The organism is Pseudomonas sp. MRSN 12121 (assembly GCF_000931465.1).
GTDB lineage: Bacteria > Pseudomonadota > Gammaproteobacteria > Pseudomonadales > Pseudomonadaceae > Aquipseudomonas.
The window spans coordinates 4,278,878-4,299,578 of record NZ_CP010892.1 but is presented as its reverse complement, the minus strand read 5'-3'; the positions used below and the strand labels follow the sequence as shown (position 1 = coordinate 4,299,578).

Below are 20,701 nucleotides of genomic sequence, written 5' to 3'. Positions count from 1 at the left end.
AGCACGTGTGAGCGGGCTTGCCACCGATCAACGAACGGAGGTGTTTCATGCCGGTGCCCCACGACCTGTATCAGGATCTGAGCTGCAGCAAAGAAGACATTCAACGGCGTCGAGCCAATGACCCGCATTTGAATGCCTTGTTCGACAAATACGACACCATCGATGATCAGGTGCTCAAGGCGGAGGCCGCGGCGGCCGCTGACGATGAAGTGAGAAAACTCAAGGAAAAGCGTCTGCTGATCAAGGATGAAATCTCCGACAAGCTGACCGCGCGCTCCTGACCCCGGCCATGTCCTGAGCGGGGTGTCCCGAAGCTTCGGGCGCCTCGCCAGGTCTTGCGTCTCCCTTCCTTCCCGCTGTCCTGATATTTCCCGTTGCTAGCATCCCGTTGCAGTCATCCCGCGGCCGAGGCGCGCCCGGGACGGGCACGCCTGTGTCAGCGTTCGCCAGCCTCAGGGGCATTCACAGATGGTTGGGCCGAGTACCGGCCCCGCGCACGGATCCTCGGACGGCCCGAGCACCGGGCACGAGGCCGTGGCCGAGAAGGAAAAGGCGAGCAGCAGGGAAGCCAGCAGGATTTTGATTTTCATAGGGTCGTTCCACTATCAATGTGAGGGGAATCGATCGGATTCGATCGTTCGTCGTTCCTTGGACGGGCGCCACGGGGCGCCGCGTGAAAGAGCGTAGATCAGAATCGCGGCAGCGCCATCGCTACGCTCCACTCATGCTGCCCGGCGCGAGCCTTCAAGGTTCTTTCGCCAGGGCCGGGCCCAGCGGCAGGCGCGCCATGTGGGTGGCCGTGAGCGAGCCGAAATACAGGGCATCGCCGTATTCGCGCACCGTGGTGATGGGCGCGTAGCTACCGGCGCTGGCGTCCTGCAGGTTGGCGACCAGCTGGCCCTGGGTGTCCAGGGCGATGACAAACGCGCGTTTTTCCACGGGCTTGGGCAGCACGGTCATGGCCCGCACGAGCATCTTGCGCACCAGCGGGTAAGGCGCCGTGCCGTCCAGCAGGGCATTGCGCGGGGCATACAGCGCGACCCAGAAACGCCCCTGGCCGTTGAAGCTGAGGTTGTCCGGCAGCCCCGGCAGGTTGTCGACGAACACATCGTGAGTCCCGGCCCTGGCGCCACTGAGCCAGTAACGGCTGATCCGGTAGGCCCCGGTTTCGTTGACCAGCACATAGGCTTCCTCGGGCCCGAGGGCGACGCCGTTGGCGAACTCCAGGCCGTCGAGCAACTGTTCGGTGCGGCCGTTCTGGAAGTCGTAACGCAGCAGGCGGCCGTCGCCGCCGTGCTCGATCACCGCCTCGCCATCCTCGCCGTAGCCCCAGCGGCTGCTGGCGTCGCTGAAGTAGGCATAACGCCCGGCGGCGTCCACCGCCACGTCGTCGGTGAAGCCGAACGGCAGGCCGTTGGCCGAGGTCGCCAGGGTGCTCAACTGGCCCCGGGCGTCGAGAGCCAGCAGGCCCTTGACCGCATCCGCGATGATCAGCCGGCCATCCGGATGCCGGGCCAGGCCCAGGGGACGCCCGCCGGTGTCGACCAGGACCTGCAAGGCGCTGCCGTCCAGGGGCGTGCGGATCACCCGGCCGTCGTGCAGGCCGCTGATCAGCGCGCCGTCTTCCAGCAGCAGCGCCTCCGGCCCGTCGATGCCCGGCGCGCCCACGGCCTGCACCGCCTTGAGCTTCTGGTTCGCGGCGTAGGGCCCCGTCTTCAGCGACGGCGCCGCCGGCGGTTGCCAGGCCACCGGCTGCACCCGGGTCGGCATCAGCAGCAGAAAGGCGCCGAGGGCGACGAGCACCACCAGCAGCAGGTGGCGCAAAGTGATCCGGCGTGGCGCGGCTGGCTTCATCGATAAGGCTCCCGGAGGCAGGGGTTCAGGTCGCGTTTCAGGGCGCGACGTCGGCGCCGGGGGGAATCGCCCGTTGCGCCATTTCGCACAATGCCAGCAGGGAGGCGGCGGATTCCCGTTCTATCCGCCGCCTGAATAGCAAGCGATTGCCCAGGCGCATCAGCAGGCCGTCGAAGCGGTATTCCAGGGTGCGGACAAAGCGCGTGCGGTGGGCATCCAGGGGCTGGCATTCGTAGGTGACCACCAGTTCCAGGCCATGATCGCCCCGGGCCGTGGCCTGCCAGCGCAGCCCCGGCAGGTACTCCCGGACCCGCCAGCTCAGGTGCCCGCTGCGCCCGCCGGCATGGATGTCTTCCTCGAACCGCGCGCCGGCGGGCAGGGCGCCGGCCGGGCCCTGGACCTTGAGCGACGAGGGGTGCCACTCCGGCCAGCGGCTGGCGGCGCCGGCGTAGTCGAGCAGGGCCACCGGGTTGCGGGGGATATCGATCTGGTGCTGCATGCGCGTCATGGACGAGGACCTCGCAAGAGTGGCGCCGGCGGGTTCCGGCTCCCAGTACAGGGTGCCGAACAGGTAATCCATCAGCGGCAGGACGATGTTGAAATTGCGCTCCTGCATCAGCTCGCGGCGGTGATGCAGTTCATGCAGGCGCCGCATCTGGCGGATCCACGGTAGCCGCGCCAGCGGGTGGCCCTCGGGCAAGTGTTCGCAGGCATGGAACACCTCGTAGGCCAGGTAGCCGATCAGCGTGCAACTGGCGAACAACGCCGCGACGTTGGCGTTCCAGAGCTTCAGCAGCCCCCACAGCGGCAGGGCGAACAGCAGGCTGTGGAGCACGATCAGCCAGGCCGGGAACAGGATCACCCGCCAGTCGCGCGGGCCGTCGTAGGTCATGTGCCCGGGCACGAAAAAGCTATGGTGATCGCCGGCATGGCGGGCATAGAACATCCGCGCGAAAGCCTGCTTGTGGTGCCCCAGCCAGCGGTGCGTGACGTAGATGCACAGGTTGAAGAACAGCAGCGCCACCGGCACCGCCAGCCACTCCAGCGGCCGCACCCGATCCAGGGTGCTCCACAGCAGGGTGATGCACAGCATGCCGTAGGCCAGCACGAAACCGCCGTGCAGCCACGGGTTGTAACGCGGATGGACCGCGGCGCGATAACGCTCGCGAAAGGCCAGGGTGGTTTGCCTCAAGGCCGTTCTCCTGTCTGTTGTTGTTATTGACAGAAGATTAGTCGCGCTCGAATTATCCATCTAATGGATAGTCGGAATGGGCATTATTCATGAAGCTGAATTTACGGCGCCTGGATCTCAACCTGCTGCTGGTGTTCGACGCATTGATGCAAGAGCAGAACCTGTCTCGCGCGGCGGTGCGCCTGAACCTCAGCCAGCCGGCGGTGAGCAATGCCCTGGCGCGCTTGCGCAGCCAGCTCGACGAGCCGTTGTTCGTCCGCACCGCCCGGGGCATGCTGCCGACGCCGCGGGCCCAGGTGCTGCATGGCTCGGTGCGCCAGGCCCTGCGCCTGTTGCAGGAAGGCCTGGACCCGGCGGGCGCCTTCGACCCGGCGGCGTCGGACCAGGTCTTTAGCCTGTCGATGAACGATTACGCCCAGGCGCGGCTGTTGCCGGCGCTGTCGCGACGCCTGCAGGACGCGGCGCCGCAGGTGCGCCTGGCGGTACGCAGCGATGCCGCCGACTCGCTGCCGGCCTGGCTGGCCACCGGCCTGCTCGACCTGGCGGTGGACTACCTGTACTTCGACGACCCGGACCTCTGCTACCAGCCGCTGCTGGAAGAACAATTGGTGGTGATCGGCCGTATCGGCCATCCGGCCTTCGAGCCGCAGCTCAGCCTCACGGCCTATGAACAGAGCCGGCACGTGGCGATTCCCGACCGCGGCGGACGTGGCTCGCCCCTGGAGATCGTCCTGGGTTCGGCCAAGGTCCAGCGCCATGTGCAGCTGTTCGTCCCGCATTACCTGAGCATTCCGCTGATCGTCGCCCAGTCGGATCTGCTGGGCACGGTGCCGCGCCGGCTGGCGGAACACTTCGCCACGCTGATGCCGGTGCGTATCGCCGACCTGCCGCTGCTGGCGCCGCCGGTGCAGGTCAGCCTGATCTGGCATCGCCAGCAGGAGCGCGTTCCCGGGCATCGCTGGTTGCGCGAGCAGATCGGCGAGCTGGCCGCCGGGTTTGCGCAGCAGCCGGAACTGGCCGGGCGGTGATGACAAAAAACCAACAAAAGATTGGGACGAGTCCGATTGGCAGGACGAACCACGCCTGTATCCTTCGGGGCCCGCTCGACGAGCCAGCGGCGCTGGCCCGGATGCGCCAACCGATTTGGAGATTGCATGCGTCACTCGATTCTGAACATTGCCCTGGCAGCCAGCTGCCTTTTTGGCCTGGCCGGACAGGGCGCGGTGGCGGCGGTGGATGCCAGCCAGTACGTGGAACTCAAGGACGCCGTACCGCAAGTGGTGCCCGGCAAGATCGAAGTGCTGGAGCTGTTTTCCTATGGCTGCGGCCACTGCTACAACCTCGAAGCCTCGATCAATCCCTGGGCGGCGCAGCTCGCCGACGACGTGAACTTCGTCAAGCTGCCGGCCATGTTCGGCGGGATCTGGGATGTCTACGGCCAGCTGTACCTGACGCTGGTGACCATGGACGCCAAGCCCGAGGCGCACCACGCGGTGTTCGAGGCGATCCACGGCGGCAACCGCCTGAAGACGCCAGAGGCGATGGCCGAGCTGCTCGCCGGGCAGGGCATCGAGCCGGCGAAATTCCTCGCCACCTACAACTCCTTCGCCGTGCAGGCCAAGGTGGCGGACGCGAAAAAACGCACCGCGGCCTATCAGGTCACTGGCGTGCCCTCGCTGGTGGTGGACGGCAAGTACCGTTTCGGCATGACGGCCGATGGCGCCAAGGGGCTGTTCGCCGTGGCGGAGCAACTGATCGCCCAGGTCCGCGCGGCGCAGTAACTCCCCAGCTGCTGCCGGGCCGGTGCGGCCCGGTGGCGGATATCACTCCCCGGGCGCCGGCCCAGCCACTAAGCTGATGGCTGCCCATGCCGTCGCCACGAGGGAGCCCTGATGATCCTGTGCAAACGCGCCTACGAGCCCGCGGGCCCAGACGATGGCTATCGGGTCCTGGTCGATCGCCTGTGGCCGCGCAACTGCCGCAAGGCGCAGCTGCCGCTGGATGAGTGGTGCAAAGAGCTGGCGCCGTCCAGCCAATTGCGCCGTGCCTTCAAGTCTGGCGAGCTGGATTTCGAGACCTTCCGCAGCCGCTACCGTCAGGAACTGACGGCCCGCCCCGAGCATTGGTGGGCGTTGCTGGCGCGTGCGCAACAGGGCCGCCTGACCCTGGTGTACGCGGCCCGCGATGCGCGGCACAACAATGCCCGGGTGCTGGCCGAATGGCTGGAGGACGAGTTGGACCGGCGCGACGAAGGCAGCTCGCCGGTGTGCTACGCGCCGCCGCAGTGAACGGACTTCATGGATGTTTCAGCATCACATAGGCCTCGCCGCCGCGCCGGTCGTGCATCAGCAGGTAGGTCTGCCGGTCGAGGGTGATCCGCACCGGCAGGTCTTGCGCCACCGGAGTGCTGGAAAACTGTTCGGCGATCTTCAGAAATTGCCGGGTCAGGGTGCGGTCCGCCTGGGTCGGCGTGGTCACCGCGCATTGCAGGCCCTTGCGCACCTGCACCCCCAGGCTGCGGTCCGGGCGCAGGCCCATCCGCGCGTACCCGGCATCGTCCAGCCGGGCAATGCCATAGGCCTGGGCCGCGTGCTCGGCGCCGTCGAACGACGGCGCGGACTTCAGGCAGATATCGCGAAAGGCCAGCACGCCCTCGGCGATGGCCGCCGGCTGCTCGTCGATGACCTCCGGCGGGCTGGAGCAGCCGGCCAGCAGGGCCAGGGCCAGGCTCAGGTGGGGCAGGATCATGGGCTTCATCGAAGGTTCCTCGGGGCTCGGAGGGATCCCTACAGCCTAGCCAAGCCTGGAGCACGCGATGGGGCCGGAGCGTTCCTGGCCGTCAGTTGAAGCCGATCGTCGTGGTGCGCACCGTTTCCGGCTCATGCCGCTGGCTCGGGTCGGTCTCGTAGTTGCATTGCGGGCCGCGGCAGGAGTGCTCGAGGCTGATCGGCGCCTTGAATTCCAGGTGGAAGCGGTTGGGGCCGGGCTCCGTGGTCGGGGCGGCCGTGGCCTCTGCCAGGGCGGGGGGCTGGTAACTCAGGTCCAGGCCTTCGGCGTGGGCCGACAGGCCGAGCGCCAGGCTGGTGAGGAGGGTGGTGTAACTGAACATCGGCGGTACCGCGAGTGGGCAAAAGGGTTGCCCAGTATAACGAACCCACGCCCGAAAATTTACGCCGCAGGCTCTAGCCTGGGCCTTGTGCGGCAGCGCGGCGCTCTGGCGGCGGCGCTGGATGAAACATTTGTCATGGTCCGTGGCGGCCGCCAGCCCCTACACTGAGCGTCACCTCCAGGGCTCACGGACATCCCCCATGACGGCAGCGGCGGCAAGCATCCTCGAGACGGTAGAAGGCCAGCGCCTCAATGGCGCGGCGGGCGAAGCGTGGCGCGAATGGGGACCGTACCTGAGCGAGCGGCAGTGGGGCACGGTGCGCGAGGACTACAGCGCCGATGGCGACGCCTGGGCCTACTTGCCCCACGAGCATGCGCGCAGCCGCGCCTACCGCTGGGGCGAGGACGGCCTGGCCGGGTTCTCCGACAAGGCCCAGCACTGGTGCCTGGGGCTGGCGCTGTGGAACGAGCGCGACAGCATCGTCAAGGAACGCCTGTTCGGCCTGGACAACGCCGAAGGCAACCACGGCGAGGACGTCAAGGAGCTGTATTTCTACCTCGATGGCGTGCCCAGCCATGCCTACATGCGCATGCTCTACAAATACCCGCAGGCGGCCTTTCCCTATGAGGACCTGCTGCGCGAGAACGCCCGGCGCGGCCTGGACGATACCGAGTACGAGATCCTCGACACCGGGGTGTTCGAGGACGATCGCTACTTCGACGTGACCGTGGAGTACGCCAAGCACACGGTCGACGACATCTTCATGCGGGTCACCGTGCACAACCGTTTCCACCAGCCGGCGCGGCTGCGGGTATTGCCCCAGGTGTGGGCGCGCAACACCTGGAGCTGGGGCGACGATGCGCGCAAGCCGAGCCTGCGCCTGGAGGGCGAGCAACTGTTGGCCCTGCATCCACGCCGCCCGCCGATGCAGGTCACGGCCTGGGGCCCGGAGCGTTGCGAGTGGCTGTTCTGCAACAACGAAACCAACTTCCCGAAGCTCGATGGCCTTGATGCGCCCGGCCCGTTCAAGGACGGCATCAACGATTATCTGCTGGGCGCCGCGGATGCGATTGTCCGTGACGGCGGCACCCGGGCCGCGGCGCATTTCACCCTGGAGCTGGCCGGGCTGGAGAGCAAAAGCCTGTACCTGCGCTTCGCCCCCGCCGGTTCGGCCCAGGTCAGTGCCCGCAGCCTGTTCGAACGCCGGCGGGCCGAGGCCGACGCGTTCTACGCCGCGCTGCAACAGGGCATCGCCGACGCCGACGCGCGCAATGTCCAGCGCCAGGCCCTGGCCGGGCTGTTGTGGTCCAAGCAGCTCTACGATTTCGACGTCAACCGCTGGCTCGATGGCGACCCCGGCCAGCCTGCGCCCCCGGCGGCGCATGCGCAGCTGCGCAACAGCCATTGGCGGCACCTGTCGAACTTCGACATCGTGGCCATGCCCGACACCTGGGAATATCCCTGGTACGCCTCTTGGGACCTGGGCTTCCAGGCGGTGGCCCTGGCCCTGATCGACCCGGGGTTCGCCAAGCACCAGCTGCTACTCTTGGTCAAGGACCGCTTCATGCACCCCAACGGGCAGTTGCCGGCCTACGAGTGGCGCTTCGACGACGCCAACCCGCCGGTGCACGCCTGGGCCAGCTGGCGGGTGTATCAGCGGGAAAAGGCCCTGACCGGCCAGGGCGACATGGATTTTCTCGAACGGATCTTCCACAAGCTGCTGCTGAACTTCTCCTGGTGGGTCAACCGCAAGGACGCCGAAGGGCGCAACCTGTTCCAGGGCGGCTTTCTCGGCCTGGACAACATCGCCCTGTTCGACCGTTCGGCACCCTTGCCGCCGGGCTACAGCCTGGACCAGGCCGACGGCACCGCCTGGGTCGCCGCCTACGCCCTGGACCTGATGCGCATCGCCCTGGAACTGGCCAGGCGCAACGCGGTGTACGTGGACATCGCGGTGAAATTCTTCGAGCACTTCCTCTACATCGCCGGGGCCATCAACCGGGTGGATGACGGCGCCGAAGGGCTGTGGGACGAGCAGGACCGGTTTTTCTACGACGTGCTGCATCGTCCGGACGGCAGCCGCGAACCGCTGCGCCTGCGTTCCATCGTCGGCCTGATGCCGCTGTTCGCCGTGCAGGTCCTGGAGCAGCGCGAACATGAAGGCCTGCCCGGGCTGCGCGAGCGCTTGCTGGGCTTCCTGCAGCATCGGCCGGACCTGGCCAGCCTGGTGTCGCGCTGGACCGAACCGGGGCAGGGTAACCGCCTGCTGCTGGCGTTGCTGCGCGGCGAGCGCACCAAGGACCTGCTCAGGCGCATGCTCGACGAGGCCGAGTTTCTGAGCGAGTTCGGGATCCGTTCGCTGTCCCGGGTTTTCGCCGAACAGCCCTTCGCCCTGCAGGTCGACGGCCATCAACTGTGCGCCCGCTATGCGCCGGCCGATTCCGATTCACGGTTGTACGGCGGCAACTCCAACTGGCGCGGGCCGCTGTGGATGCCGATCAACTACATGCTGATCGAATCGCTGCGCGAGTTTCATCGCTACTACGCCGACAACTTCTCGGTGGAGTACCCCAGCGGCTCCGGCTACCTGGCGTCCCTGGAAGAGGTCGCCGACAGCCTGAGCCAGCGCCTGACCCGCCTGTTCCTGCGCGACGAGGACGGCCGGCGCCCATCGATGTGCGCCTACGGCCAACTGCAAAACGACCCCCGCGACCGGGAGCTGCTGCTGTTCCACGAATACTTCCACGGCGACACCGGCCGCGGCCTGGGTGCCAGCCACCAGACCGGCTGGACGGCGCTGGTGGCGTTGTTGTTGCAGCCTTCGAACTGAGAACGTGTCGCCAAAACTTATCTTCCCGAGCTTTTGCTACTACAAGATTAGTAGTTGCTTAAGTGCGGTTCTATGTAGTACTCGACCAAACTGGCGATGCGCTTTTTATTGAAGAGCGTTTGGCTATTCGCAGCTTCTTTTTGCAGCTCCAATTTAATGGCCTTCAGCCATGGACGCTCCTGATTAATGTCAATAGGGGTAAAGCGATAACGACTGTCGAACGCGAACAGTACTTTATGTTGTTGGGCAGGCGGTAGCTCCAATAGTTTTCTAACGAAGATCTTGGGGGCGATAAGTAGCAGGACATGAGTGAAAATATGCTCGCCACTTTTTACGCTAGCATAGGAGATTTTTCTGGCGTAGGTGTCGGGGGCGTTTTGCATATCCGACAACAGGCTATCGATTAGTGCGGGATAGCTCGACTCTATGGTTGCCTTGTTTTTCTCTACCAAGTGTCTGAAGAATTCTTCGCACTCTTCAGATTTCTCACCATTTATGAGTGAGCGCAGATTGTTGAAGATGTTGTAGTTTCGACCTTCGAGGTGTTCGTGTGTCAGTGTTTTGAATTTTCCATCAGCATAGAGGTCATCGATGTATTTTTTGCCTTCTTCGAGCACCTGCTTGGCGTCCTCTTGGATAAGCTGTTGACTGGACAGCCATAGGCGAAGCCTGAAAGTCGTCAACAGGTCATCGGTTTCAATAAAGGCTCGTTGCTGGTATTGCAAATTGAAAGCAGACAAAGCCTTGTGGAACTGTTCTTCACTTCTTGCGAAAGCATTCAACAACGTATCAAGAGCAGATTCATTTTCGTTGTTTGCGAAGTATTTCGAACTGTCTAGGGAAAACCGTATGTCGGGTGCTCTGAAAACCCCCTTTACCAGCATATTGACCAAGTCTTCATTGGTCAGTAACGAGTCGCGAATGTCTATATTCGGATAGCGCAGTTCAAGCCGTTCAAAGGGAGAAAGGTCCTCCAGATTCTTGCTATGGTTTCGTGCAAAGCTCGGAACATGTCCAGGGCGCTGGGCGATGTCTTCTTCCTGCAACTCTCCGGCCTTGAAGGCGAAAGCCAGCGGCAGGATCAAGTTTATGCAGGCGAGCAGGGCATCTGGGTGAGATCGCTGTTTCTCGTCTAATAGGCTGAAAAATCGTTCAAAATCCCATATCGATTGTTGAAGAATACGTAAGTTACTTAAGTCGTGTTGGTTATAGAACTGTTGAATTGTAGATGCGTGTTGTGCAAGAAGCTCTTGGAGATGTGCAGATTTTAGCTTGGAAACGAACTGTGTGAAGGCATCCTGTAGAGAGGGGTGCACAGCTAAAGTCTTTCCAACCAGTTTCTCGCGAATACGCTGATAAATTTTTCGTTTTTTGATTTCTTTCTCGTTGGCAATGATCAGGACTTTTTTGTCTTTGTGTTCGACAAACTCATTTATATAGCCCAGTACATTGTTGATAGGGATTTCACATCGTTCGAGATCGTCGAATATATAGATATCTTTCTTGAATTTTTTGAAGAGCAGTTTTCTACTCAGCTCGGTTTCGATGCTGACATAACTCAGGGCTGATTTTCCTATGCTCTCAACAAATTTTGCTGGAGCACTGTCTAGAAACTTGTGGGTGTCTGCAAATATCCGATCATCGATTTCAGCCGTCGAAGTCAGTCCATACAAGCTGACATAGGTGTATTGTTCCAAGGAGATTTCACGATCTTTAAGGAAGGAGCGCAGCAGATAGGTCTTTCCTACGCCCCAGGCACCATTAAGCATCACGGCATAACGGGGCGGTTCATCACGAGTGAGGTAATAATCCAGGTAGTCATCAATATGCTGATTGCTGGTGTTTCGTCTTGAACCGTCCATGTATTCGAATGCTCTTATCTACGAGGTGTTGGAGGGAGGCCGCCGGAGTTTACTCAACTGTTGCAACAATGCCACTACGGTTCCTGGCATCTGCCTGCGCCCAACCCTCGATCAACCGCTGCGGGGTGCAGCAGGTCTTGCGCTTGTAGACGAAGTTGGCGCATTTCTCGGCGAAGCCGTGGCGGTTTTGCACCATGTCCTGGTGCATCTGTTCCAGCTCGGCGTTGCGGCAGTGCTGCATCAGTTGCGGGTCGGCGTTGGCCTTGCGTTCGCGCAGGGCCTGGTATTTCGGTTCGGTCAGCGCGGCGCTGGCGCGTTGCAGCAGCCACAGGCCGAACTCGTCGGCGCAGCGTGGGCCGATCTCCTGGACCATGCCCATCTGCAGGGCCTGGAAGGCGCTGATCGGCAGGCAGTCTTCGGTCAGCTGCTGCGCCATGGCCTGGCCGACGGCGCGGGGCAGGCTGTAGGTCCAGTATTCCGAACCGTACAGGCCCATGCTCTTGTAGTGCGGGTTGTAGACGGTGTTGGCCCGGGCCAGCACCACGTCGGCGGCCAGGGCCAGCATCAGGCCGCCGGCGCCGGCGTTGCCGGTCAGGCCGCTGACCACCAGCTGGCGGGCGCTGAGCAGTTCCTTGCAGACATCGTCGATGGCCTGGATGTTGGCCCAGGCTTCCAGGCCCGGCTCCGGCGCGGCCTGGATCACGTTGAGGTGCACGCCGTTGCAGAACGCGCCGCGCCCGCCCCTGAACAGCAGCACCTGGGTGTCCCGGGCCTTGGCCCATTGCAGCGCGCTGACCAGGCGCTGGCAGTGCTCGGTGCTCATGGCGCCGTTGTAGAACTCGAACGTCAGCTCGCCGACCTGTCCCGACTCGCGGTAGCGGATCGGCTGGTAGGGCTCGTCGCTGAACGGCGCGCTGGCGATCGACCAGTCCAGGTGCGGCACGTTGTCCAGTTGCCCGGCCAGCACGTGGCGCGCCGGCAGCTTGAAGTGTTCCTCGCCGGGCGCGGGCTTGCGCTTGAGGGAGCCGATCCACAGGCTGCGGTCGCCGCAGGCCACCAGCACCGCGTCGTCGTGCACCGCCAGCAGTTCGCCCGGGGTGCCGCTGCGCGTGTCCAGCTGCGCGTCGTACAGGTAGTACTGGCCGCCGGCGAGGCTGCCCAGGACGCCGGGCTGGCCGTCGGCGGCGTCGATGCAGCGCTTGATGAAGGCGGCGCTGTCGTGCCAGCTGAAGCTGCGGTCGCTCTGTTTCATGTTCGGTTGCAGGCGGCCCCGGACCTGCGGCTGGCTGTAGTCCAGGGGCGTGGGGACGAAGCCGCCGGCGAATTTTTCCACCACGTCGCGGATGCAGTGGATCGCCGCATCGGCCACCGGGCCGTTGTACAGCTCGGACTTGCGCACCTGCGCCGGCATCTTGAATTCCCAGGTCGACCAGATTGGCCCGGCGTCCATTTCTTCCACGGCTTGCAGGGCGGTGACGCCCCAGCGCTCGAGGTTGTTGCTGATGGCCCAGTCCAGGGCGCTGGCGCCACGATCGCCGACGATGCCCGGGTGGATGATGATCACCGGGCGGGTGGGGTGGCGCCACAGCTGCTCGGGCACCCGGTCCTTGAGGAACGGGCAGATCACCAGGTCGGCGGCGGACGCTTCGATCTGCTGGCAGACCTCCTCGGCATGGGTGAACAGCACCACGCTGGGCCGGTGGCCGGACTGGCGCAGGTCCAGCCAGGCACGCTGGGTCAGGCCGTTGAACGCGGTGGACAGCAGAACGATCTTCAACGATTGCATAGCGACTCTTCCTTGAGGGTGATACGTGCGGCCATTGCGACAAGCCGTCCCTGGCCGATGGAGGCGCAAGAGTAGTGGGGACCTCCGGGCACGCTGCTGACCGAGATCAATCAAGCGAGTGGTGCGCCGCCGCGAGGCGCCAGGCGACATATATTCGTTAGTTCGGGATGGCTAATTTTTAATTACTTCCAAATGGATTCAGCCCTGTTGCACAGTCGCTTCCCTAAATCCTGGGCCGGCAATGTCCCGGCTCAGCCAGCAGGTTTCGGGAGAGGGAGCGTCTCGTGGGGGAGCAAGGCATGGGTGAGAATCGGAACCCTCATTACCCGCTGGTCGGGCAGATGTTCAAACGCGACTATTCATGGTTGTGCGCCGCGGTGGGGCGTGCCCTGGGCTGTCACCACAGTGCGCAGGACATCGCCTCGGAAACCTTCCTGCGGGTGCTGGCGCTGCCGGACCCGACCTCGATCCGCGAACCGCGGGCGCTGCTGACCACCATCGCCCGGCGCCTGGTCTACGAAGGCTGGCGGCGCCAGGACCTGGAGCGCGCCTACCTCGAAAGCCTGGCCCTGGCGCCGACGCCCGTGCACCCCTCGCCCGAGGAGCGGGCGCTGGTGATCGAGGCGCTGCTGGCCGTGGACCGCCTGCTCAACGGCCTCTCGGCCAAGGCCAGGACGGCCTTTCTCTACCACCAGCTCGACGGCCTGACCTACGCCGAAATCGGCCAGCGACTGGGGGTCTCCACCAGTCGCGTCCAGCAGTACATGGCCGAGGCGTTCAAGCGCTGTTACCTGGCGATGGCCGAGGCATGAACCGGCCGCGCGCGAACGACGCGCTGGTCGACGAGGCGGCGCAATGGATGGCGCGGTTGCAGTCGGGACAGATGAATGCCCAGGAGCGCCAGGCCTTCCACGACTGGCGGGCCGCCGACCCGCAACACGAACAGATCATCGCCATGATGGGCGGCGGCCTGGGGGTGTTGCGCAGCCCGGCCTTGCGCCACCTGTCCCGGGACAGCCTGCTGCACAGCCTCGATGCACCCTCGAGCCGCCGGCGCTTCATCGGCGGCAGCCTGGGCCTGCTGACCCTGGCGCTGGCGGCGACCCTGCTCGGCCGCCGCTACGGCCTGGTGCCCGAGGCGGATGCCCTGTACACCGGCACCGGCGAGCGCCGCGACTTCACCCTGGCCGACGGCAGCGCCCTGACCCTCAATGCCTGCAGCCAGGTCGTGCCGCGGTTCGATGCCGGGCAACGGTTGCTGCAACTGCGCAACGGCCAGTTGCTGGTGGACGTGGCCCGGGACCCGCAGCGGCCCTTTGTGGTGGCGACCGAGCACGGGCGCATGCAGGCCCTGGGGACTCGCTTCCTGGTGGAGCGCAGCGACGACTGGACGCGCCTGGTGATGCTGCATTCCCAGGTCGAGGTGCTCACCGCCAGTGGTGCGCGGCAGGTGGTGGAGGCCGGCGAAAGCCTGCGTTTCGACGGTCGTGGGCTGTTGCAGCTGGAAGCCGCCAAGGGCCATGAAAGCGCCTGGACCTCCGGGGTGTTCGAGGCCCGCGACCGGCCGCTGCGCGAGGTGGTCGACAGCCTGCGGGGCTACCGGCGCGGGATTATTCGCCTCAGCCCCCAGGTGGCCGAGCTGCGCCTGAGCGGCATCTACCCGCTGGACGACAGCGACCGCAGCCTGCAATTGCTCGAGCGTTCGCTGCCGATCCGCGTCCGCTACCACAGCCCGTACTGGGTCAGCATCGAACCGCGCTGAAAGGCGCGGTTATAAAGCCATAACCCCTTGGCCTAATCGTCCCCCTATAAAAACCGCCCGGTCGGCGCTCATTCCCTGCAACTGCAATCAACAGGGAATTGCTCCGATGAGCCGATCAAGCCTCTTCAAGTCACCCCGCCAGCAACGGCTGTACCTGGCCCTGGCACTGGCCATGGGCTCGGCCCAGGGGCCTGTCGCCTGGGCCCAGCCGGCCGCGGCGCAGCAGGTGGTCTTCGACATTGCCGCCGGCCCGCTGGACGAGGTGCTGCTGGACATCTCGCGGCAGAGCGGGGTGCCGATTTCGTTCAGCCAGAACCTGGTGCAGGGCAAGCGCAGCCCGGCCATCCGCGGCGCCCTGGGCAGCCAGCAGGCGGTGGACAAAGCCTTGCAGGGCACGGGCCTGGAAGCCCAGCACAGCGAGCAGGGGCTGACCATCCGCAGCGCTGCGGCCAGCGCCAAGGCCAGCCCTGCACTCAGCGTCGCGGCGCGCGAGCCGCAGCTGGAAAAGGTCACGGTGACCGGCTCGCGCATCGCCCGCGCCCAGTCCGATGGCGCCACCCCGGTGAACGTCATCACCCACCAGGAGATGGAGGCCCGCGGCTACCGCAACGTCTACGACGCCCTGGCGACCCAGACCCAGAACACCGGCATGACCCAGGGCGAGGACTACGGCAATACCTTCCAGCCCGCCGCCAGCGCCCTCAACCTGCGCGGGCTGGGGCCCAACCACACGATGGTGCTGATCAACGGCCGGCGGGTGGCGGACTACCCGACGGCCTACGACGGCCAGGTCAATTTCACCAACCTGGCCAATATCCCTTCGGCGGTGATCGACCGGATCGAGATCCTCAGCAGCGGCGCCTCGGCGATCTACGGTTCGGACGCGATCGCCGGGGTGGTCAACATCATCCTCAAGGAACAGGCCAGCGGCATCGACGTCAACCTGCGCGGTGGCACCACCGAGCGCGGGGGCGGCGACAACCAGCGCCTGCAGATCAGCGGCGGTGGCAGCTGGGGGGATTTCGACGGCCTGTTCGGCCTCGAGCTGACCCGGCGCGAGCCGATCTGGGCCGACGACCGCGGCTTCATGGACAGCGGCCCGGCCCTGGACGTGGGCTACCGGCGCAACCTCGACAGCGGCAAGTACTTGGGGCCCGGTTGCGGCGCGTACCCGGGGGTGTTCGGCAACCACCTGGGCGGCAGCGGCGGGCGCTGTACCACCGACCAGGTCTACAACGATTACTGGACCCTGCAGACCCAGAAGGAAAACTACGACGGCTACACCCGTGGCACCTGGCATTTCAGCGACAGCGGCAAGCTGTTCGCCGACCTGATGTACGGCCTGGACCATATCCAGAACAACACCCGCGGGCCGAGCTTCACCTCGCCGGACTTCGTCAACCAGAACACCGGCAACCTGGAGCGCTGGTACCGGCGTTTCTCCGAGGAGGAAATCGGCGGGCGCACCAGTAACAACACCAAGTGGCGCGACACTTCGTGGACCGGCACCCTGGGCCTGTCCGACCGGATCGCCGACACGGCCTGGAACTACGATCTGGCGGCCAACCGCTCGGAGTACCGCAGCGTGCGCAGTTCGCGCTACACGCCGCTGGCCGGGATCCGCGATTTCTACCTGGGGCCGCAGCTGGGCGAGCAGGGCGGTTACCCGGTGTTCGCCCCGGACGCCTCGCGTCTCGACCGGCCGCTGAGCGAGCAGGAATGGCGGCAGTTTCGCCGCAACCTGACCCAGAGCAGCAAGTCGGTGTCGCAGAGCTACAACGCTTCGCTCAACGGCGAGCTGTTCGACCTGCCGGCCGGGCCGGTGGGCTTCGCCGGCGTCCTGGAAATGGGCAAGCAGGAGTACCGCATCGACCCGGACGACAGGCTCAACGACGGCACCTTCTACGGTGCCACGCCGGCCCGCAGCTCCGGCGGCTCGCGCAAGCGCTACGCGGCCGGCGGCGAGTTCAGCGTACCGCTCGCCGACAGCCTGCTGGCGTCGTTGGCGGGGCGCTGGGACCAGTACAAATTCAGCGGCCGCACCGAGCAGCAGAAGACCTACAACCTGGGCCTGGAATGGCGCCCGCTGAACAGCCTGCTGCTGCGCGGCAGCTACGGCACCAGCTTCCGCGCCCCGGACCTGAACTACATCTACCAGGCCGACACCAACGGCTATGTGCCGGACCAGATCGACTACTACGGTTGCAGCCAGGGCGTGGAGGGCGCCTGCGATCGCGGGCGGGTGGACTACACCCAGAGCGGCACCGCCGACCTCAAGTCCGAGCGCGGCAAGTCCTGGACCTACGGTTTTGTCTGGTCGCCGTCGCGCCATTTCGATGTGTCGGTGGACTACTGGCGGGTGCAGATCGAAGACCTGCTGACCACGGTCGACCAGGATCGCCTGCTGCAAGAGGAGAACGCCTGCCGCAGCGGCGCCCTGGACATCGATTCGGCCAGTTGCCAGGCGACCCTGGCGCGCATCCAGCGCAACCCGGGCACTGCCGCGGTGGACCCGAACCGCTTGCAGCGGGTGCAGGTCAATGCGATCAACGCCGCCAGCGAGCGGGTCAGCGGGCTCGACCTCAAGAGCAATATCCGCTGGGGCGCCGGCGAGTACGGGGCCTTCAGTTCGACCCTGGGCTACACCCTGGTGCTCTCGCATTACTACAAGGAGTCGGACAGCGCGCCGAGCCAGGACTGGCGCGTGGACCGCAGCAACCACGACTGGCGCAGCAAGGCCAACGCCAGCCTGACCTGGGATTACCAGCACTACAGCGCCACCCTGATGGGCATCCGCTACGGCAGCGTCACCAACGGCAACGCCGACGGGCGCCTGTCGCCCTGGACCGTGTTCAACGCCAGCGCCCGCTACCAGCTCAACGAGCGCGCCAGCGTCGGCCTGACCGTCAACAACCTGCTGGACCAGGTCAAGCGCGACGACTCCGGCGGCTGGCCGTATTACCCCACCGGCAACTACGACCCCTATGGCCGGCAGTGGTGGCTGGATGTGAGTTATCACTTTGGCGGTTGATGGCGATGGGGGGCGGCCCGCTGCACCGCGGCGCCTGCATCGCGCGCAAGCTGCGCTCCTACGGGTTCGGTGGCGCCTGCGAGATAGAGGTTTATCCGCGCTTCCGGTGTAGGAGCGCAGCTTGCGCGCGATGGCGTCCGGCCTGATTCACCACGGGGTCTACGACCGGCATAAGCTCATTGCCCAATGGTCTAAATCGCGCTCTATAAAAACCGCCGGGCCGTTGCACATCCCTGCATAAACCTAATGCAGGGATGGTTGTCCATGAGTCTGTTCGTACCCCGTAGATCCCCTTTGTGCCTGGCCTTGCTGGCGGCGCTGAATGTGTTGCCGGCCTGGGCCGCGACGACCCCGTTCAACCTGCCCGCGGGGCCGCTGGACCAGACCCTGTTGCAGATTTCCCGGCAGACCGGCCTGCCGATCTCCTTCGAGCAGAAGCTGGTGAGCGGCCGTTATGCCCCGGCGATCCAGGGCGATCTGGACCGGCACCAGGCGTTGACCCTGGCCTTGCAGGACAGCGGCTTGAAGGAACAGCAGGACAGCCAGGGCGTGACCATTACCGCGGACACCGGCAGCGCCGCGCCGGACGCCCAGCCCACCACTCAACTGCAGCGGGTGGAAGTGACCGGTACCGCGATCCGTCGGGTCGATGCCGAGACCGCGGTGCCGGTCACGGTGTTGCGGGTCGAGAAGCTGCGCGAGCAGGGCGTGACCACCACCGAAGAACTGATCAACCGGATTTCCGCCAACCAGTCCTCGGTCGGCTCCGGGCGTTCGGTGGGTTCCAGCAGCGGCGGCGCGGCCTTCGCCGACCTGCGGGGGATCGGCCCGAACAAGACCCTGGTGCTGCTCAACGGCCGGCGCCTGAGCAACAACGCGACCAACGCGATCAACGGCTCCGGGGTGGACCTGAACACCATTCCCTTCGCCGCCATCGACCGGGTGGAAGTGCTACGCGACGGCGCCTCGGCGTTGTACGGCACCGACGCCATCGGCGGGGTGATCAACTTCATCACCAAGCAGAGCCTGACCCGCGGCGAGGTCAGTACCAGCTACGACACTCCGACCCATTCCGGCGGCGGCGAGAGCAGGAACTTCAGCGGCAGCTGGGGCCTCGGCGACCTGGAGGAGGACCGCTTCAACGTGTTCGGCGTGGTCAGCTACGACAAGCAGGAGCGCCTGGCCGCCAAGGACCGCAACTACACCTACAACTACCAGCCCGGCCGGGGCCTGGACTACACCTCCGGCACCGCCTCGCCGGCCAACTGGAGCCAGGGCGCGAACGCCACCAACCCGCTGGCCGGTTCCGGCTGCAACGCGCCGGGATTGCTGGCGCGCAACGGGATCTGCCGGCAGAGCCTGTGGAGCTACCTGGACCTGGTGCCGGAAACCGAAAAGACCTCGGCCTTCGCCAAGGCCACCGGCAAGATCAACGACGACCACAAGGTCAGCCTCGAATACTTCTGGGCGCGCAACGAGAACCGCACCCAGATCGGCCCCGGCACGCTGCTCGGCAACCAGGTCAACCCGGGCACGGCGTTCTACCCGGGCAACGGCATCACCCCGGGGCCCGGCGGCTTCGCCCTCGACCCGAGCCAGCCGGTGACGGCCAACTGGCGCGAAAGCGACGTCGGTGCGCGGCGCCATGAGGACGACAACACCGGCCAGCGCCTGCTGCTGACATTCGACGGCAACCTGGCCGGCTGGGACTACAACCTCGGCGCCTCGTACAACCAGAACAAGGTGGTCAACACCATCCGCAGCGGCTACGTCAACGATGTGGCGGTGTCCCAGGGCATCGCCACAGGCGTGATCAACCCCTTCGGCCCGCAGACCGCGGCGGGCAGCGCGCTGCTGGCGGCCAACACGGTGGACGGCGACTACGCCACGGCGGTCGGCCGGGTCAAGGCCATCGACGGCCGGGTCAGCCGCGAGATCGGCGACTGGTTCGGCGCCGGGCCCTCGGCTCTGGCCCTGGGCGGCGAGTACCGCAAGGAAGACTTCCACCAGGACTTCGCCTCGTTCGCCGGCAATGTGCAGAGCCTCGGCGTCGACCCCAACGGCAGCGTGTCGGGCGATCGCAGCGTGCAGGCGCAATACGCCGAACTCAATGTGCCGGTGCTCGACAGCCTGGAACTGACGGCGGCGATCCGCCATGACAAGTACAGTGACTTCGGCAGCACCACCAATCCCAAGTACTCGTTCCGCTTCCAGCCCTTCAAGGAACTGGTGCTGCGCGGCGCCTACAGCGAGGGCTTCCGCGCGCCGTCGCTGTACGAGCTGTACAACCCGACCTTCACCTCCTACACCAATGCCAACTACAACGACCCGCGGCTGTGCCCCGGCGGCACCCCGGCCAACGGCGGGATCGGCAACCGCGACTGCGCCCAGCAGTTCAACCGCACCTCGGGCGGCAACACCGAGCTGAAACCGGAAACCGCGCGCAACGTGACCCTGGGGTTCGTCTACCAGCCCTTCGACCGGCTCAACGCCGGGCTGGATTTCTGGTGGATCAAGATCGCCAACCAGATCGCCGAGTTCCCCGAGTCGGCGCCCTTCGACGACCCCGACCTGTACGCCGACCGCCTGGTGCGCAAGGCCGACGGCTCCATCGATCATGTGGTCACCGGCATGGCCAACCTGGGCAAGCTCAAGACCAGCGGGGTCGACGTCAGCCTCGACTACCGCCTGCCGGCCACGGCCTGGGGCGAGTTCGGCCTGGGGCTGCAAGGCACCTACGTCACCCGCTACGACTACCAGCAACAGCTCAAGGGCGAATACATCGACAAGCTGGGGGACTTTCGCGGCGGCGACTTCGCCTCGGCCGGTGCGGTGGCGCGCTGGCGGCACAGCCTGACCGCGACCTGGAACCAGGGCCCGCTGGGCGCGACCCTGACCAACCGCTACACCAGCGGCTACCACGACTCCGACCGCGACAGCCACAACCGCGTCGGCTCCTACAACGTCTGGGACCTGGCCGGCACTTACACCTGGCGCCAGACCCTGGGCGTGACCCTCGGGGTGAAGAACCTGTTCGACCGCGAGCCACCGTTCAGCAACCAGACCTACACCTTCCAGAGCGGCTACGACCCGCGCTACTCGGACCCGTTCGGACGGACCTTGTACACGCGGCTCAGTTACAACTTCTGAGCTGAAGGCAAACACGGGGTCCGGACGCTTTTTAGTAACCAATGGTTCTAGGACCCGCTCTATAAAAATGCCCGCTCAGTTGCACATGACAGGCAGGAGCGGGGTGTTCCGGTGCAAGGGTAGAG

Annotated in this window: 16 protein-coding genes; 9 read left to right on the top strand and 7 right to left on the bottom strand. The window is 65.3% G+C overall.

Annotation, left to right across the window (positions count from 1 at the left end; genetic code table 11):
- The first annotated feature begins 47 nt into the window (after nucleotides 1–47).
- A complete protein-coding gene (locus TO66_RS19425) occupies nucleotides 48–281 on the top strand; it encodes a DUF465 domain-containing protein (RefSeq protein ID WP_044463792.1) in 234 nt (77 codons plus the stop codon).
- Nucleotides 282–452: 171 nt separating this feature from the next.
- On the opposite strand, the gene TO66_RS33445 is transcribed toward TO66_RS19425, so the two are convergent.
- The 3 genes from TO66_RS33445 to TO66_RS19415 all read right to left on the bottom strand — a co-directional run bounded on the left by TO66_RS33445 (nucleotide 453) and on the right by TO66_RS19415 (nucleotide 3,046).
- Nucleotides 453–590: a hypothetical protein gene (locus TO66_RS33445; protein ID WP_156162087.1), complete on the bottom strand. Its 138-nt coding sequence runs from the start codon at nucleotides 588–590 to the stop codon at nucleotides 453–455.
- 154 nt (nucleotides 591–744) lie between these two features.
- Complete coding sequence (locus TO66_RS19420) at nucleotides 745–1,854, bottom strand: SMP-30/gluconolactonase/LRE family protein (RefSeq protein ID WP_044463791.1); 1,110 nt, start codon at nucleotides 1,852–1,854, stop codon at nucleotides 745–747.
- 37 nt (nucleotides 1,855–1,891) lie between these two features.
- On the bottom strand, nucleotides 1,892–3,046 hold the full coding sequence (locus tag TO66_RS19415) for an SRPBCC family protein (protein WP_044463790.1): 1,155 nt from the start codon (nucleotides 3,044–3,046) through the stop codon (nucleotides 1,892–1,894).
- 89 nt (nucleotides 3,047–3,135) lie between these two features.
- Between TO66_RS19415 and TO66_RS19410 the strand changes: the two genes are divergently transcribed.
- From TO66_RS19410 to TO66_RS19400, 3 genes are all read left to right on the top strand, one after another.
- Nucleotides 3,136–4,074 (top strand): LysR family transcriptional regulator, encoded by a 939-nt coding sequence (locus TO66_RS19410; protein ID WP_044463789.1) that lies wholly within the window; start codon nucleotides 3,136–3,138, stop codon nucleotides 4,072–4,074.
- A gap of 126 nt (nucleotides 4,075–4,200) precedes the next feature.
- On the top strand, nucleotides 4,201–4,827 hold the full coding sequence (locus TO66_RS19405) for a thiol:disulfide interchange protein DsbA/DsbL (RefSeq protein ID WP_044463788.1): 627 nt from the start codon (nucleotides 4,201–4,203) through the stop codon (nucleotides 4,825–4,827).
- A 111-nt stretch (nucleotides 4,828–4,938) separates the two neighbouring features.
- Nucleotides 4,939–5,334, top strand: a complete 396-nt coding sequence (locus TO66_RS19400; RefSeq protein ID WP_044463787.1) for a DUF488 domain-containing protein — start codon at nucleotides 4,939–4,941, stop codon at nucleotides 5,332–5,334.
- Between the two features lie 7 nt (nucleotides 5,335–5,341).
- Here TO66_RS19400 and TO66_RS19395 read toward each other — a convergent pair whose 3' ends face one another.
- Both TO66_RS19395 and TO66_RS19390 read right to left on the bottom strand, forming a co-directional pair.
- Nucleotides 5,342–5,803 carry a hypothetical protein gene (locus TO66_RS19395; RefSeq protein WP_044463786.1) on the bottom strand — a complete coding sequence of 154 codons (462 nt, stop codon included), beginning with the start codon at nucleotides 5,801–5,803 and terminating at the stop codon, nucleotides 5,342–5,344.
- 82 nt (nucleotides 5,804–5,885) lie between these two features.
- Nucleotides 5,886–6,155: a hypothetical protein gene (locus tag TO66_RS19390; RefSeq protein WP_044463785.1), complete on the bottom strand. Its 270-nt coding sequence runs from the start codon at nucleotides 6,153–6,155 to the stop codon at nucleotides 5,886–5,888.
- Nucleotides 6,156–6,354: 199 nt separating this feature from the next.
- Here TO66_RS19390 and TO66_RS19385 point away from each other — a divergent pair, with 199 nt between their 5' ends.
- Entirely contained in the window at nucleotides 6,355–8,985 is a 2,631-nt protein-coding gene (locus TO66_RS19385) for an MGH1-like glycoside hydrolase domain-containing protein (RefSeq protein ID WP_044463784.1), read from the top strand.
- A 47-nt stretch (nucleotides 8,986–9,032) separates the two neighbouring features.
- Here the strand turns inward: TO66_RS19385 and TO66_RS19380 are convergent, their stop codons facing one another.
- Together TO66_RS19380 and TO66_RS19375 are read right to left on the bottom strand one after the other, a co-directional pair.
- On the bottom strand, nucleotides 9,033–10,847 hold the full coding sequence (locus tag TO66_RS19380) for a P-loop NTPase fold protein (RefSeq protein WP_156162086.1): 1,815 nt from the start codon (nucleotides 10,845–10,847) through the stop codon (nucleotides 9,033–9,035).
- Between the two features lie 49 nt (nucleotides 10,848–10,896).
- Nucleotides 10,897–12,633, bottom strand: coding sequence for a hydrogenase maturation protein (locus tag TO66_RS19375; RefSeq protein WP_044463782.1), 1,737 nt, complete (start codon nucleotides 12,631–12,633; stop codon nucleotides 10,897–10,899).
- A gap of 299 nt (nucleotides 12,634–12,932) precedes the next feature.
- On the opposite strand from TO66_RS19375, the gene TO66_RS19370 reads away from it, so the two are divergent.
- The 4 genes from TO66_RS19370 (at nucleotide 12,933) to TO66_RS19355 (ending at nucleotide 20,576) form a co-directional block, all read left to right on the top strand.
- Nucleotides 12,933–13,445 carry a sigma-70 family RNA polymerase sigma factor gene (locus tag TO66_RS19370; protein WP_044463781.1) on the top strand — a complete coding sequence of 171 codons (513 nt, stop codon included), beginning with the start codon at nucleotides 12,933–12,935 and terminating at the stop codon, nucleotides 13,443–13,445.
- Nucleotides 13,442–14,395 carry a FecR domain-containing protein gene (locus TO66_RS19365; protein ID WP_044463780.1) on the top strand — a complete coding sequence of 318 codons (954 nt, stop codon included), beginning with the start codon at nucleotides 13,442–13,444 and terminating at the stop codon, nucleotides 14,393–14,395. The genes TO66_RS19370 and TO66_RS19365 overlap by 4 nt, the downstream gene beginning before the upstream one ends.
- Before the next feature lie 106 nt (nucleotides 14,396–14,501).
- Entirely contained in the window at nucleotides 14,502–17,426 is a 2,925-nt protein-coding gene (locus TO66_RS19360; protein ID WP_044463779.1) for a TonB-dependent receptor, read from the top strand.
- 264 nt (nucleotides 17,427–17,690) lie between these two features.
- Complete coding sequence (locus TO66_RS19355) at nucleotides 17,691–20,576, top strand: TonB-dependent receptor (protein ID WP_082061119.1); 2,886 nt, start codon at nucleotides 17,691–17,693, stop codon at nucleotides 20,574–20,576.
- The last annotated feature ends 125 nt before the right edge of the window (nucleotides 20,577–20,701 follow it).